Origin of the sequence: Streptococcus sp. HMSC034E03 (assembly GCF_001811505.1) — a bacterium.
In the GTDB taxonomy this organism is placed as follows: domain Bacteria; phylum Bacillota; class Bacilli; order Lactobacillales; family Streptococcaceae; genus Streptococcus.
In genome coordinates this window covers 173506-187582 of sequence record NZ_KV804997.1, presented here as the reverse complement: position 1 = coordinate 187582, position 14077 = coordinate 173506, and the positions used below count along the sequence as shown (strand labels likewise).

Genomic DNA, 14077 nt, shown 5'->3' with positions numbered 1-14077 from the left:
AATACAAAGATGAGCAGTCTCTTGTAGCTCTTACTATGTCACAAGATAAGACTTACCAAGCACCTGCAAGTCATCAATACAAACTCCCAGAGACAGGCACTAAAGAAAATGCTGGCCTTGCAGCCGTAGGTCTTGTAGGAGCATTACTTGGTCTCTTTGCAATGGGAAAGAAAAAAGAAGACGAATAAGGTGATGTAAAATCATCCAAGTCATAGAGAGTGGGACAGAAATCGGTAATTCGTTAGAATTCGATTTCGTCGTCCCACCTCCGCACAGTTGAGTAGGGCTGTAAAAGCTGATGAAATCAGCGTAGTAGAGCCCACTCAACCACTGCGTCTTGATCGACAATCCAAAGACAATTGAGAGGCTAGGACTTTTGTCCCAGCCTCGATTATAAAAAGCGGACAAAACTAGTTTTCTGATGAACAGAATCTGGTCTTGTTCGCTTTTTTGGCTCATGAATCAATTGCAAAAGAAGATAAGAGATGATTTTCTACAAAAAGCAAACAGCAAACTAGAGGAATTGCCTTAGAAACAAGGTAAGTAAGCCAATAAGACTTGTTTTCAGCGATTTTAAGGAGTCTTAAAATCACTCTAATGTATACAGGGATAAGCTTTCTTTCTCTCCTCAAAAGAGTTATAATAAAGATGAAAATAGGAGAAGAGGAGGAGATAGGATGGCTTATATTGAAATGAAAAATAGCTATAAGAGGTATCATACTGGTGATACAGAAATTGTAGCAAATCGCGATGTCAACTTCGAGATTGAAAAGGGAGAACTGGTCATTATCCTTGGTTCATCTGGAGCAGGAAAGTCAACAGTTTTGAATATTCTAGGTGGGATGGATACAAATGATGAAGGGCAAGTTTGGGTTGATGGGACTAACATTTCTAACTATACATCTCATCAGAGAACAAACTATCGGAGAGATGATGTTGGCTTTGTCTTTCAATTTTACAACCTGGTTTCTAACTTGACTGCTAAGGAAAATGTCGAGCTGGCATCAGAAATAGTCTCAGATGCCTTGGATCCAGAACAGGTTCTCAAGGATGTAGGATTAGGACACCGTCTTAATAATTTTCCAGCCCAGCTATCAGGTGGTGAGCAACAACGGGTCTCCATTGCCCGAGCAGTGGCTAAAAATCCTAAAATTCTCCTTTGTGATGAACCAACGGGAGCTTTGGACTACCAGACTGGTAAGCAGGTTCTAAAGATTCTTCAAGATATGTCACGCAAAAAAGGAACCACCGTTATCATCGTGACCCATAACGCTTCTCTAGCTCCTATAGCTGATCGGGTGATTCAGATGCATGATGCTGGTGTCAAGAGTGTTGTCCTCAATCCTCAACCACAGGATATTGATGATTTGGAGTACTGATATGAAAAGAAGGACATATTGGAAAGACCTGTTCCAATCTTTCACAGGTTCAAAGGGACGGTTTTTATCCATCCTAACTCTGATGATGTTGGGTTCTTTGGCCTTGATCGGTCTTAAGGTTGCTAGTCCCAATATGGAGCGAACAGCTTGGGATTATATACAAAAATCCAATCTGGCAGATATAACCGTCATAGCAGATTATGGTCTAGATCAGGCAGATCAGGAAGAATTGCAAACTCTATCAGGAGCAGAGGTTGAATTTGGTTATATGACAGATTTGACTCTAGCAAACAGTGAAAATGCCATACGGATATTTTCTAAGACAGACAAGATTTTGAAATTTGAGGTGACCCAAGGTCGCTTACCTGAAAAAGAAGATGAACTAGCTTTGGCAGACTTTTGGAAAGATCGCTATCAGATTGGTCAAGTCATTTATTTGAGTCAAAAAAAGGGCAGTAATTCTCAATTAAAGCGGGATAGTTATACCATTACAGGCTTTATCCACTCACCAGATATTTTTTCAAAATCAGATATGGGGAGTTCAGTCAGTGGTAATGGAAATCTAGCAGCTTACGCTGTCGTAACTGAAGAAAATTTTAAGAGCTCTGTATACACGATTGCCCGCTTGCGTTTTGCTAGTCTAACAGATGTCAATCCTTTCTCTAGTGATTACGAAAAAAAGCTAGAGGAAGAAGAGGAGACTTTAAAGGAACTAGTTGCTGATAATGGACAAGCGCGGCTAGAGAAAATGAAGAAGGATGCCCAAGAGTCCCTTGATGAGGGCAAGAAACAACTAGACGAGGCAGAGACCAACTTGACAGCTGGCAAGAAACGCCTACAAGAAATCGAAACGCGTCTACAAGCTCAAGAAAATCAAGTGAGCCAACTACCAGAACCACAAAAAAGTCAAGCATCTAGTCAGTTAGAAGAAGCAAAAAAGCAACTGAAGCAGGAACAGGAAAAGCTGAGCCAAGCCGAAACAGATCTTACTAACGAAAAGGCTAAATGGCAGACCAGTCAGGATGAAGTCAATGCTCTGACAGAGCCAAGCTATCATGTCTACAATCGAAAGAGTTCTCCAACTGGTCAAGGTTATCTCATGTATAGTAACTCGGCCATGAGTATTCGTGCCGTAGGGAATATTTTTCCAGTTGTTCTCTATGCCGTAGCAGCCATGGTTACCTTTACCACCATGACACGATTTGTAGACGAGGAAAGGACCAATGCTGGTATCTTTAAGGCTTTAGGCTACCATAGTAAGGATATCATTGCTAAGTTTGTGATTTACGGTCTAGTTGCTGGTACTCTTGGCACCCTTTTGGGAATTCTGATTGGTCATTATGTCTTAGCACCCACAATCTCGCATATCATCACTGAACGAATGATCGTTGGTGAGAGTCAGCAGTATTTCTATTGGACCTATAGTTGCTTAGCTCTGGGTCTAAGCTTAGTAGCTAGCGTTTTACCTGCCTACCTTGTATCTCGCAGAGAGTTGCATGAAGAAGCAGCGCAATTATTACTACCCAAGCCACCAGTCAAGGGCTCAAAGATTCTCTTGGAGCGCATCACCTTTATCTGGTCTCATTTGAGCTTTACCCAAAAAGTTACAGCTCGCAACATTTTCCGTTACAAACAACGCATGCTGATGACTATTTTTGGGGTCGCAGGTTCAGTAGCCCTCCTCTTTGCAGGGCTTGGTATCCAATCTTCTGTGGTAGGAGTTGCTGACAGGCAGTTTAAGGATTTGCAACAATACCAGATGGTTCTCTCTGTCAATTCTCGAGCTTCAGATTCTGATAAGGCAAAGCTAGAAGAAAAATTGCAGAGTGATGAAGTTGAAAACTATCGTTTAATTTCTTCCAAACAGATTGAAGAAAAGTATGCTGGCAAGGCAGGTGTTCAAACCGTGACCATGATGGTAACGGATCAAGATGACCTGGCTCCCTTTGTCCTCCTAGAAAAAAATGGGGAAAAACTGGGCTTATCTAATGGAGTTGTCTTGACAGAAAAATTGGCCCAGTTGGCAGGAGTTTCTGTTGGTGACAATTTTACAATAGATGGGAAAACCTTTAAAGTAGGTGCTATTACCGAGCACTATGTGGGCCATTTTGTCTATATGAATCAGGCAACCTATGAGGAGATATACGGTCAAGCACCCAAGAAGAATACCTATTTGGTCCAACTCAAGGATAAAAGTGAAGTCAATACCGAAAGAGTCGCAGGAGAATTTATGGACCAGGCGGCTGTCAGTGGCCTCGTTCAAAATGCTTCCACCATTCAGCTCTTTGAAAGTTTTGCCAATTCTCTGAATCATACCATGGCGATTTTGGTGCTGGTATCGGTGCTACTAGCTATTGTGATTCTCTATAATTTGACCAATATCAATGTTGCTGAACGGATTCGGGAACTCTCAACCATCAAGGTTCTTGGTTTTCATAACAAAGAAGTGACCCTTTACATCTATCGGGAGACCATCATATTGTCACTAATTGGAATGATTGTAGGATTGGTATCAGGCTTTTATCTCCATCAATTTCTCATTCAGATGATTGCACCTGGAACCTTCCGTTTTCAACCCAAGGTCGGCTGGGAAGTGTATCTCATCCCAATTCTAGCTGTTTGTGTCATCTTGACTATCCTAGGCTTTTTTGTCAATCATTATCTCCGAAAGGTAGATATGCTTGAAGCCCTCAAGTCTGTAGAATAGTTGGTCGAGGACAAAAACAAATAAGAAAGCCCTTTGTGGCTTTTTTATTTCCATAAAAATGGTAAAATAGTAAGAGTAGAAATGGAGTTCGAGACATGAAAGTAATAGATCAATTTAAAAATAAGAAAGTCCTTGTTTTAGGTTTGGCCAAGTCTGGTGAATCTGCAGCTCGTTTGTTGGACAAGCTAGGTGCCATTGTGACAGTAAATGATGGGAAACCTTTCGAGGACAATCCAGCTGCCCAAAGTTTGCTGGAAGAAGGGATTAAGGTCATCACAGGCGGTCATCCTTTGGAACTCTTGGATGAAGAGTTTGCTCTGATGGTGAAAAATCCAGGTATCCCCTACAGCAATCCCATGATTGAAAAGGCTTTGGCAAAGGGAATTCCTGTCTTGACTGAGGTGGAATTGGCTTATTTGATTTCTGAAGCACCGATTGTTGGTATTACTGGTTCGAACGGTAAAACAACCACAACGACTATGATTGGGGACGTTTTGACTGCTGCTGGGCAACATGGTCTTTTATCAGGAAATATCGGCTATCCTGCCAGTCAGGTTGCTCAAACTGCGTCAGACAAGGACACGCTTGTTATGGAACTTTCTTCTTTCCAACTGATGGGTGTTCAAGAATTCCATCCTGAGATTGCGGTTATTACCAACCTCATGCCAACCCATATCGATTATCATGGTTCTTTTGAGGAATATGTGGCAGCCAAGTGGAATATCCAAAACAAGATGACAGCAGCTGATTTCCTTGTCTTGAACTTTAACCAAGACTTGGCAAAAGAATTGGCTAGCAAAACACAAGCTACAGTTGTACCATTCTCAACACAGGAAAAAGTTGATGGAGCTTATTTGGAAGATGGTCAGCTTTACTTCCGTGGGGAAGTCGTCATGGCAGCGAATGAAATCGGAGTTCCAGGTAGCCACAATGTAGAAAATGCCCTTGCGACTATTGCAGTAGCCAAGCTTCGTGGTGTGGATAGCCAAACCATCAAAGAAACTCTTTCAGCCTTTGGAGGTGTCAAACATCGTCTCCAATTTGTGGATGAAATTAAGGGTGTCAAATTCTATAATGATAGCAAGTCAACCAATATCCTAGCTACTCAAAAAGCCTTGTCAGGATTTGACAACAGCAAGGTCATTTTGATTGCAGGTGGTTTGGACCGTGGTAATGAGTTTGACGAATTGGTTCCAGATATTACTGGACTCAAGAAGATGGTCATTCTTGGTCAGTCTGCAGAACGTGTCAAACGGGCAGCAGATAAGGCTGGTGTGGCTTATGTGGATGCGACTGATATTGCAGATGCAACCCGCAAAGCCTATGAACTTGCGACTCAAGGAGACGTGGTTCTTCTTAGTCCTGCCAATGCCAGCTGGGATATGTATGCTAACTTTGAAGTACGTGGCGACCTCTTTATCGACACAGTAGCGGAGTTAAAAGAATAATATGAAAAAAATTGTCTTTACAGGTGGGGGGACGGTTGGACACGTGACCCTCAACCTTTTGTTGATGCCCAAGTTCATCGAAGATGGCTGGGAAGTCCACTATATTGGGGATAAACGTGGTATCGAACACCAAGAAATCCTCAAGTCAGGTCTAGATATCACCTTCCACTCTATTGCGACTGGAAAATTGCGTCGTTATTTCTCTTGGCAAAATATGCTGGACGTCTTTAAAGTTGGTTGGGGAATTGTCCAATCGCTCTTTATCATGTTGCGACTTCGTCCACAGGCCCTTTTTTCAAAGGGGGGCTTTGTCTCTGTACCGCCTGTTATTGCAGCGCGAGTATGCAGAGTACCAGTCTTTATCCATGAGTCTGACCTCTCTATGGGTTTGGCTAATAAAATTGCCTATAAGTTTGCGACCAAGATGTACTCTACTTTTGAACAAGCGTCTAGCCTTACTAAGGTAGAGCATGTAGGAGCCGTGACCAAGGTTTCAGGACCAACTATGGAAGAGCCGGAAGAAATGGTGGATATCCGAACATATTTTGATAGCAAACTACCAACGCTCCTCTTTGTTGGGGGCTCTGCTGGTGCGCGTGTCTTTAATCAATTAGTCACAGATCACAAGGAAGAGTTAACTAGCCGCTACAATATCATCAATCTAACCGGTGATGCTAGTTTAAATGAACTAAGTAATAATCTTTATCGTGTTGATTATGCGACGGAACTCTATCAACCGCTTATGAATCTGGCTGATGTGGTCATTACTCGTGGTGGTGCCAATACCATTTTTGAGCTCCTTGCCATGGCTAAATTGCATGTCATTGTCCCTCTAGGGCGTGAAGCTAGCCGTGGAGACCAGATTGAAAATGCAGCTTACTTCGTGAAAAAAGGCTATGCTGAGGAGTTGCAAGAAGGCGACTTGACCTTGTCAGCTTTAGAAGAAAAAGTAAGCAAGCTTTTGACCCACAAAGAAGACTACCAGAACACGATGAAAAATTCTCATGAATTAAAATCTGTGGCGGATTTTTATACGCTACTAAAAAAAGATCTATCATAAGGAAAATCGATGTCAAAGGATAAGAAACAAGAGCCAACTCAAGGCAAGGAATTGTCAGAGTGGCAAAAACGAAATCAAGAATATCTTCAAAAAAAAGCTGAAGAAGAGGCCCAACTAGCCAAAGAAAAGGCCCAAGCAGATACCAATAAAAAAGAAGTTGCAAAAGCTCCGGAAGAAGAAACCACTTTATCAGAGTGGCAGAAGCAGAACCGTGAATATCTGCGCAAAAAGGCTGAGGAAGAGACCGAGGAAGAACAAGAGTCAGACTTATCTGAGGACACTGAGGAGGAAGATGATTCAGATTCTAATCCTGAAGAGCAGAAGGAGAGTGCAGAAGACCAGTCCTCGCTTGAAAATGAGGAGGAAACTGCTGAGACAGAACAAGTAGAAGAAGAGGACGAAAAATCTGAAGAAACAAAAGTAGAAGAAAAGAGAACTAAGTCTAAGGAAAAGATTGTTAAGCCTTCTATTCCAAGTGTTCATATCTGGCGTGCTGTTACGATTCTAATCCCAAGTTTGCTTGTCTTGTTCTTTTCCATCTATCTTTTGACGCCATACTCAACTTTGAAAAACATAGAGGTTACTGGTACGGTAGAGACCAATGCAGACCAAATCAAAGAGGCTTCAGGGATTCGTGATAGTGACTATACCTTTGGTCTGCTCCTCAATAAAGACAAACATGCTGAGATGATTAAGTCCAATCACTGGATTGAATCTGCTAGCATTCACTATCAATTCCCGACCAATTTCACCATCCAGGTCAAGGAATACGGGATTATAGCCTATTATGTTTCTGGAGAGGACCATTATCCGATTCTTTCTAGTGGGACGGTGGAAACTAGTCCAGTTAGTCTAGTCAGTCTTCCGGAAACCTATATGTCTGTACTCTTTAACGATGAGCAGCAAGTTAAAACCTTGATTGAACAATTAGCTGAAGTCAGCCCAGAGATTAAGCAAGCTATCAAGACGATTGAATTGGCTCCAACTAGTGTAACTAATGATCTTCTCAAGATTACCATGAATGATACGGATGAAGTTTTGGTTCCTCTATCAGAACTAGGTAAAAAATTGCCTTACTATAGTAAGATTAAACCTCAATTAACAGTACCAAGTGGTATTGATATGGAAGTTGGGATCTATAGTTATAGCTTGGCGGACAAGGCACTTGAGGACGAAAGAATCAAGGCCAAAGAAGAGGAGAAGAAAAAGCTGGAAGAAGAAAAGAAAAAACAAGAGGAACAGGGTAATCAAAACCAAACAACTCAACAATCACAGAGTCGCTAAACTTGAGAACATTCTATCTGCTTGATTGTGAGTCTTGGCTTTAAAGTTCTTCGGATACTAGTTTTTACTTGACAAGTCCCGCTTTAAATAATAGAATAGTAAAAAACCTTTAAAGCAGTCCAGAGAGGCAGCTAAGGTTAGACGGTGAAAGGGTGGATTCTACCCATTTTTCGTGGAACCTTGCTGTTGGCAGGTTCCTTTTTTGTAGTCTTTTTGACGGAAGCTGGGCTGATAAGAAAGATAAGAGGAGAAACGCATGCGTGAAAGTCGCCCAGTCATAGCTCTGGATTTTCCAAGTTTTGAAGAAGCCAAGGAGTTCTTAGCCCTATTTCCAGCAGAGGAAAAGCTCTATGTCAAAGTAGGAATGGAAATCTACTATGCTGTAGGGCCTGAAGTTGTCCGCTATTTGAAGTCATTAGGACATAGTGTCTTTTTGGATCTCAAACTGCATGATATTCCCAATACAGTCAAATCAACCATGAAAATTTTATCGAACCTGGGAGTTGACATGACCAATGTGCAGGCAGCAGGTGGGGTTGAGATGATGCAGGCAGCGCGTGAAGGATTGGGAGACAAGGGGATTCTCATAGCGGTGACCCAATTAACCTCAACCTCGGAAGAACAAATGCAGGAGTGTCAAAATATCCAAACTAGCCTCCAAGAGTCGGTTATCCACTATGCCCAGAAAACAGCTGAAGCTGGTCTAGATGGAGTCGTTTGCTCGGCTCAAGAAGCCAAGCTCATCAAACAAGCAACTCATGAAGACTTTATCTGTCTGACACCAGGGATTCGCCCAAGAGGGACAGAAGCAGGAGATCAAAAACGGGTAGTAACCCCAGGACAAGCTTACCAGATTGGCAGTGACTACATCGTAGTTGGCCGTCCGATTACGCAAGCAGCTGATCCAGTCGCAGCCTACCATGCCATCAAAGAAGAATGGACACAAGATTGGGTTTAAAAAGAAGATTCATTTAACACTATAAATAAAAAGGAGCACACCATGACACTTGCTAAAGACATTGCTAGCCATCTATTGAAAATTCAAGCCGTTTACCTCAAGCCAGAAGAACCTTTTACTTGGGCATCAGGCATTAAGTCACCGATTTATACGGACAACCGTGTAACGCTTGCTTACCCAGAAACGCGTAGCTTGATTGAAAATGGTTTTGTGGAAGCCATCAAGGCAGAATTCCCAGAAGTAGAAGTGATTGCAGGAACAGCGACTGCGGGCATTCCGCATGGTGCCATCATCGCTGACAAGATGAACTTGCCATTTGCCTATATCCGTAGCAAACCAAAAGATCACGGTGCTGGAAATCAAATCGAAGGCCATGTAGCCCAAGGACAAAAAATGGTCGTTGTTGAAGATTTGATTTCAACGGGTGGTTCAGTTCTCGAAGCTGTAGCAGCTGCTAAACGTGAAGGGGCTGATGTCCTTGGTGTTGTGGCTATCTTCAGCTATCAATTGCCAAAAGCAGACAAGAACTTTGTAGATGCTGGTGTCAAACTAGTAACACTTTCAAACTACAGCGAGCTCATTCACCTAGCCCAAGAAGAAGGTTATATCACACCAGAAGGACTTGACCTCCTCAAACGATTTAAAGAAGACCAAGAAAATTGGCAAAATGCTTAAAAAATAGAAAATCAGGTAGTCGCTAGGATTACCTGATTTCTTTTTGTGATTTCATTGGATGTTATACTCAATGAAAATCAAAGAGCAAACTAGGAAGCTAACCGCAGGCTGCTCAAAGTACAGCTTTGAGGTTGCAGATAAAGCTGACGTGGTTTGAATTTGATTTTCGAAGAGTATTAGTCAACTTTTCCACCTTCAACAACCAGGTCATCTGCTTTAGCAGCGTCACCGTAAGTTGGGTGGAGTGTTTTTTCATAGGCTTTGTGGAAGAAGTTTTCCTTACCTAATTTTTCGATTTCTTGGTTGATGTAGTCAAGAAGTTCTTGGTTACCCTTTTGAACTGCTGGTGCAATGGTATCTGGGTTACCTAGAGAAGTAATTCCTACTTCAAATCCTTTATTTTCAAGCGCCCAAGCTAGGACTTCAGTATTGTCAGTAGAAAAGGCATCTCCACGTCCGTCAAGAAGAGCTTGATAGGCATCGCTATATTGGTCATATTTTTGAAGTTTTACTTCTGGGTGATTTTTCTCAAAGTAAGTTTCAGCAGTCGTTCCTTTTGTAACAATCAAGGTTTTGCCTTCAAGTTGCTTAACATCTGTAATTAGACCAGTCTTAGGTGACACAACACCGAGAGAAACTTTCATGTAAGGAAGGGCAAAGTCAACTTGTTTCTTACGTTCGTCAGTCACTGTAAAGTTGGCAAGGGTGATATCAACCTTGTTAGAAATCAAGTATTCAGCACGGTTGGCAGCATCGACAGAAACGTATTTAACCTTGACACCAAGATCTTGTGCTAATTGATTCCCTAGTTCGATATCATAACCTTGGTAAGAACCGTCATTATCAACATAACCAAATGGTTTTTTGTCTCCAAATACCGCGATTCGAAGTTCACCACTTTTCTTAATTTCATCAATAGTACGAGCTTTGGCAGTCGCCTTAGCAGATGAAGCATCAGAGCTTCCGCCTGAACTACAAGCTGTGACGAAGATAAGCGCAAATGCTAGAGCAAAAACAGTTAGAATTGGTTTAAGTAGTTTCATAATAATCTCCTTTATTGATTATAGATATGAGCCAAACTGGCTAAAGTCAAAGACGTTTAAAAATTCTTGTGCTCGTTTGGTTTGTGGATTTGTGAAGAATTCTTGAGCAGTTCCTTCTTCAGCAATTTTTCCTTGGTCTAGAAAGATAATGCGGTCCGCAATGGCTTGGGCAAACTGCATTTCATGGGTTACCAAAATCATGGTACGACCTTCTTGGGCCAAGTCATTGATGAGTTCTAGAACCTCACGCACCATTTCTGGATCCAGTGAAGCAGTTACTTCGTCAAAGAGGATAATTTCTGGATGCATGAGCAGGGCACGGACGATCGCAACCCGTTGCTTTTGTCCACCAGATAATTGACGAGCGAAGCTATGTTTTTTGTCTAGAAGTCCAACTCGTTCCAGTAGTTGTAGAGCTTCTTCAGTAACCTCTTTTTTGTCTCTCCCTTGAGCCTTGATAGGGCCTAGGATGAGGTTTTGAAGGACATCCAAGTGAGGAAAGAGTTCATAACTTTGAAAGACCATACCAATCTTTTGGCGAACCAGGTGAAAATCTTTTTTATTTTCAACGATGGACTGGCCATCCAGCAGGATATCTCCTCCTTGAATACTTTCTAAACCATTGAGACAGCGAAGAAGGGTACTTTTCCCACAGCCAGATGGTCCTAGGATGACGACCACTTCCCCCTTTTTAATATCTAAAGAAAGTCCTTGGAGGATAGGATTGTCTCCGAAGGATTTTTTTAGTTCCTTGATTTCTAAAATAGTTTCAGACATTTAGTTCCTCCAATGTTTTTCTAGATGAGTAGATAGTTTGGAAATAGGGAAGCAAACTGCGAAATATAAGACTAGGATGGTTCCGTAAATCCAAAAGGAAGCGGTTGGGATGGTTAAGCGATTGCTATCAATGATTTGTTGTCCAACCTTGGTAACTTCAACAACCCCAATCAAAACAACCAAGGAAGTTGTTTTAATCATACGAGTGACAAGATTGATGGCTTGCGGTAGAAGCCTTCTCAAAACTTGAGGGATAATGATATGGTAGTAGAGTTGCACTTTAGTTAAGCCAAGCGCCTGCCCACTCTCAAACTGATGTTTGGGAAGGGAAGTGATGGCACCACGAACCAAGTCCCCCATCTCAGCTGTTCCCCAAAGAGTGAAAACGATAATAGCAGAAGCCTCACCAGAGATATTGATATTAAAGTTTCGAGCCAAGCCAAAGTAAACGATGAAAAGGAGCACTAGCTGCGGCATGATACGGATAAATTCTAGATATAAGCGTGTCAAGAAGCGAATCACTCTAGAATGAGAAGTCATGATAATTCCCATCACCGTTCCGAAAATCATGGATAAGAGGACAGACAGGATAGAAATACCAATCGTGACGCCCAATCCCTGTAAGATTCTCAGGAGATTATTTCCCTGAAAGAGTACTTGCATTCCCGAATCCTGCATGACGGAGCCTCCTTTCTATCCAACTAAAGACTAGCGAAATAGGTAGAAGCATGATAAGGTAAGCAACCACCAACATAGCTAACGCAATATCTGTCTCATAGTAGAGTCCTATCAAATCCTTAGCAACATACATAAGGTCAGCAAGGGCAACTGCTGAGAAGACAGATGTTTCCTTTATGAGGAAAATAACATTGGCACTAAAGGATGGTAGAGCAACCGCTGTCGCTTGTGGCAGAACCACGTAGCGAAAAACCTGAAATGGAGTAAGCCCAATGGCTAAACCGATTTCATGCTGGGTTTGACTGACTGCTTCTAGCCCGCTTCGGAAGGATTCTGCCATGTAGGAACCACCTAAAAAGATGAGCCCGACTGTTGCACAGACTTCTGAAGAAAGAACAATCCCTATTCTAGGTAGGCCGAAGTAGAGAAAGAAAAGTTGTATCAAAAGGGGTGTATTTCGTGAAAGTTCGATATAGGCTGTTGCCAACTGGGAAAAAACAGGAAGGCGGTAATGCCGGATGACACTGACGATGAGCCCCAGCAAAAAAGAACCTAGAATTCCCCAAACTGCAATATGCAAGGTCAGAAAGAATGCCTTTTGATAGAGTGGTAGATATTGTTCAACAATGGACCAATCCAAAAGTAGAACCTCCCATCTAGAAAAATGATACAGTTATTGTAGCATTAAAAGAGAGCTTTGGATAATATGTATTTTTTATTGCCGTTATAAGGATTTTTTATCATAGACATAAAATTTCTGAAATTTCCAAACAAAATATTTGAAAAGTTTTGAAAAAAGAGTTAAGATGTTTTTGTAATATACAAAGTAAGCGCTTACTTATTAAGGAGGATATTTTATGTCATATAAAACAAGCAATGCAGAAGGTCATGTAGATTTCATCAATACCTATGATTTAGAGCCCATGGCGCAACAAGTTATTCCTAAAGCAGCATTTGGCTATATCGCTAGTGGAGCAGAAGATACCTTTACTTTACGGGAGAACATCCGTGCCTTTAACCACAAACTCATCGTTCCGCATACGCTTTGTGATGTGGAAAATCCAAGTACAGAGATTGAATTTGCAGGTGAAAAATTGTCTTCACCAATCATTATGGCGCCTGTTGCGGCTCATAAATTGGCAAATGAACAAGGTGAAGTAGCTACTGCGCGTGGTGTACATGAGTTTGGTTCTCTTTATACAACCAGCTCTTACTCTACTGTAGATCTTCCAGAAATTACAGAAGCTCTTCAAGGGACACCTCACTGGTTCCAATTTTACTTTAGTAAGGATGACGGTATCAACCGCCATATCATGGACCGTGTGAAGGCTGAGAGGTATAAAGCGATTGTCTTGACAGCAGATGCTACTGTAGGGGGCAATCGTGAGGTGGACAAGCGTAATGGCTTTGTATTCCCAGTTGGTATGCCAATCGTAGAAGAATATCTACCTGAAGGTGCTGGTAAGTCAATGGACTTTGTCTACAAATCAGCTAAACAACGCCTGTCTCCACGAGATGTAGAATTCATCGCTGAATACTCAGGCCTACCCGTTTACGTTAAAGGTCCCCAATGCCGTGAAGATGTTGAACGTTCTCTTGCTGCAGGTGCATCTGGTATCTGGGTAACCAACCACGGTGGACGTCAAATCGATGGTGGCCCAGCCGCCTTTGACTCACTTCAAGAAGTTGCTGAAGCAGTTGACAAACGTGTACCGATTGTCTTTGACTCTGGTATTCGTCGTGGTCAACATGTCTTTAAAGCCTTGGCTTCAGGAGCAGACTTGGTAGCAATTGGGCGTCCTGCTATTTATGGTTTGGCTCTTGGTGGTAGTGTTGGTGTTCGTCAAGTATTTGAGCACTTGAATGCAGAATTGAAGACAGTCATGCAGTTATCCGGAACTCAGACTATTGAGGATGTCAAACACTTCAAGCTCCGTCACAATCCATACAACCCAACCTTCCCAGTTGACCCACGTGACTTAAAATTGTATTGATAAAAGAAATTTCCTCCACTAATGTGGAGGTTTTTGCTTGTGTTTTATACTCTTCGAAAATCTCTTCAAACCGC

The 14077-nt window shown here is 42.0% G+C and carries 13 protein-coding genes; 9 read left to right on the top strand and 4 right to left on the bottom strand.

Annotated elements, in window-relative coordinates; translation table 11 throughout:
• From HMPREF2805_RS08940 to pyrE, 8 genes are all read left to right on the top strand, one after another.
• Positions 1 to 188 (top strand): LPXTG cell wall anchor domain-containing protein (locus HMPREF2805_RS08940; RefSeq protein WP_148131639.1); only part of this gene is annotated, 188 nt, incomplete at its 5' end.
• Positions 189 to 677: 489 nt separating this feature from the next.
• Positions 678 to 1379 (top strand): ABC transporter ATP-binding protein, encoded by a 702-nt coding sequence (locus HMPREF2805_RS08935; protein WP_070459032.1) that lies wholly within the window; start codon positions 678 to 680, stop codon positions 1377 to 1379.
• A 1-nt stretch (position 1380) separates the two neighbouring features.
• On the top strand, positions 1381 to 4086 hold the full coding sequence (locus tag HMPREF2805_RS08930; RefSeq protein WP_075232226.1) for an ABC transporter permease: 2706 nt from the start codon (positions 1381 to 1383) through the stop codon (positions 4084 to 4086).
• Between the two features lie 95 nt (positions 4087 to 4181).
• The gene (gene murD, locus HMPREF2805_RS08925; RefSeq protein WP_075232225.1) at positions 4182 to 5534 is read left to right on the top strand and encodes a UDP-N-acetylmuramoyl-L-alanine--D-glutamate ligase; all 1353 of its coding nucleotides are present in this window, start codon (positions 4182 to 4184) and stop codon (positions 5532 to 5534) included.
• A 1-nt stretch (position 5535) separates the two neighbouring features.
• Positions 5536 to 6594 carry a UDP-N-acetylglucosamine--N-acetylmuramyl-(pentapeptide) pyrophosphoryl-undecaprenol N-acetylglucosamine transferase gene (locus HMPREF2805_RS08920; RefSeq protein ID WP_075232224.1) on the top strand — a complete coding sequence of 353 codons (1059 nt, stop codon included), beginning with the start codon at positions 5536 to 5538 and terminating at the stop codon, positions 6592 to 6594.
• A 9-nt stretch (positions 6595 to 6603) separates the two neighbouring features.
• On the top strand, positions 6604 to 7878 hold the full coding sequence (locus tag HMPREF2805_RS08915; protein WP_075232223.1) for a cell division protein FtsQ/DivIB: 1275 nt from the start codon (positions 6604 to 6606) through the stop codon (positions 7876 to 7878).
• Positions 7879 to 8134: 256 nt separating this feature from the next.
• Positions 8135 to 8836, top strand: a complete 702-nt coding sequence (gene pyrF / locus HMPREF2805_RS08910; RefSeq protein ID WP_075232222.1) for an orotidine-5'-phosphate decarboxylase — start codon at positions 8135 to 8137, stop codon at positions 8834 to 8836.
• Between the two features lie 42 nt (positions 8837 to 8878).
• Positions 8879 to 9511 (top strand): orotate phosphoribosyltransferase, encoded by a 633-nt coding sequence (gene pyrE, locus HMPREF2805_RS08905; RefSeq protein ID WP_075232221.1) that lies wholly within the window; start codon positions 8879 to 8881, stop codon positions 9509 to 9511.
• A 176-nt stretch (positions 9512 to 9687) separates the two neighbouring features.
• Here the strand turns inward: pyrE and HMPREF2805_RS08900 are convergent, their stop codons facing one another.
• From HMPREF2805_RS08900 to HMPREF2805_RS08885, 4 genes are read right to left on the bottom strand one after another with little or no spacing between them, the layout of a single operon-like run.
• Positions 9688 to 10554 (bottom strand): cysteine ABC transporter substrate-binding protein, encoded by an 867-nt coding sequence (locus HMPREF2805_RS08900; RefSeq protein WP_075232220.1) that lies wholly within the window; start codon positions 10552 to 10554, stop codon positions 9688 to 9690.
• Positions 10555 to 10572: 18 nt separating this feature from the next.
• Positions 10573 to 11331: an amino acid ABC transporter ATP-binding protein gene (locus HMPREF2805_RS08895; RefSeq protein ID WP_004252334.1), complete on the bottom strand. Its 759-nt coding sequence runs from the start codon at positions 11329 to 11331 to the stop codon at positions 10573 to 10575.
• Positions 11332 to 12009 (bottom strand): amino acid ABC transporter permease, encoded by a 678-nt coding sequence (locus HMPREF2805_RS08890; RefSeq protein WP_075232219.1) that lies wholly within the window; start codon positions 12007 to 12009, stop codon positions 11332 to 11334.
• Positions 11969 to 12649, bottom strand: a complete 681-nt coding sequence (locus HMPREF2805_RS08885; RefSeq protein WP_000384100.1) for an amino acid ABC transporter permease — start codon at positions 12647 to 12649, stop codon at positions 11969 to 11971. The genes HMPREF2805_RS08890 and HMPREF2805_RS08885 overlap by 41 nt, the downstream gene beginning before the upstream one ends.
• A gap of 217 nt (positions 12650 to 12866) precedes the next feature.
• Here HMPREF2805_RS08885 and lctO point away from each other — a divergent pair, with 217 nt between their 5' ends.
• Positions 12867 to 14003 carry an L-lactate oxidase gene (gene lctO, locus HMPREF2805_RS08880; protein WP_075232218.1) on the top strand — a complete coding sequence of 379 codons (1137 nt, stop codon included), beginning with the start codon at positions 12867 to 12869 and terminating at the stop codon, positions 14001 to 14003.
• The last annotated feature ends 74 nt before the right edge of the window (positions 14004 to 14077 follow it).

Bases quoted from the DNA above. Each gene is read 5' to 3' on its own strand.
- HMPREF2805_RS08935 (WP_070459032.1), top strand. From the start codon at position 678: ATGGCTTATATTGAAATGAAAAATAGCTATAAGAGGTATCATACTGGT.
- HMPREF2805_RS08930 (WP_075232226.1), top strand. From the start codon at position 1,381: ATGAAAAGAAGGACATATTGGAAAGACCTGTTCCAATCTTTCACAGGT.
- murD (WP_075232225.1), top strand. From the start codon at position 4,182: ATGAAAGTAATAGATCAATTTAAAAATAAGAAAGTCCTTGTTTTAGGT.
- HMPREF2805_RS08920 (WP_075232224.1), top strand. From the start codon at position 5,536: ATGAAAAAAATTGTCTTTACAGGTGGGGGGACGGTTGGACACGTGACC.
- HMPREF2805_RS08915 (WP_075232223.1), top strand. From the start codon at position 6,604: ATGTCAAAGGATAAGAAACAAGAGCCAACTCAAGGCAAGGAATTGTCA.
- pyrF (WP_075232222.1), top strand. From the start codon at position 8,135: ATGCGTGAAAGTCGCCCAGTCATAGCTCTGGATTTTCCAAGTTTTGAA.
- pyrE (WP_075232221.1), top strand. From the start codon at position 8,879: ATGACACTTGCTAAAGACATTGCTAGCCATCTATTGAAAATTCAAGCC.
- HMPREF2805_RS08900 (WP_075232220.1), bottom strand. From the start codon at position 10,554: ATGAAACTACTTAAACCAATTCTAACTGTTTTTGCTCTAGCATTTGCG.
- HMPREF2805_RS08895 (WP_004252334.1), bottom strand. From the start codon at position 11,331: ATGTCTGAAACTATTTTAGAAATCAAGGAACTAAAAAAATCCTTCGGA.
- HMPREF2805_RS08890 (WP_075232219.1), bottom strand. From the start codon at position 12,009: ATGCAGGATTCGGGAATGCAAGTACTCTTTCAGGGAAATAATCTCCTG.
- lctO (WP_075232218.1), top strand. From the start codon at position 12,867: ATGTCATATAAAACAAGCAATGCAGAAGGTCATGTAGATTTCATCAAT.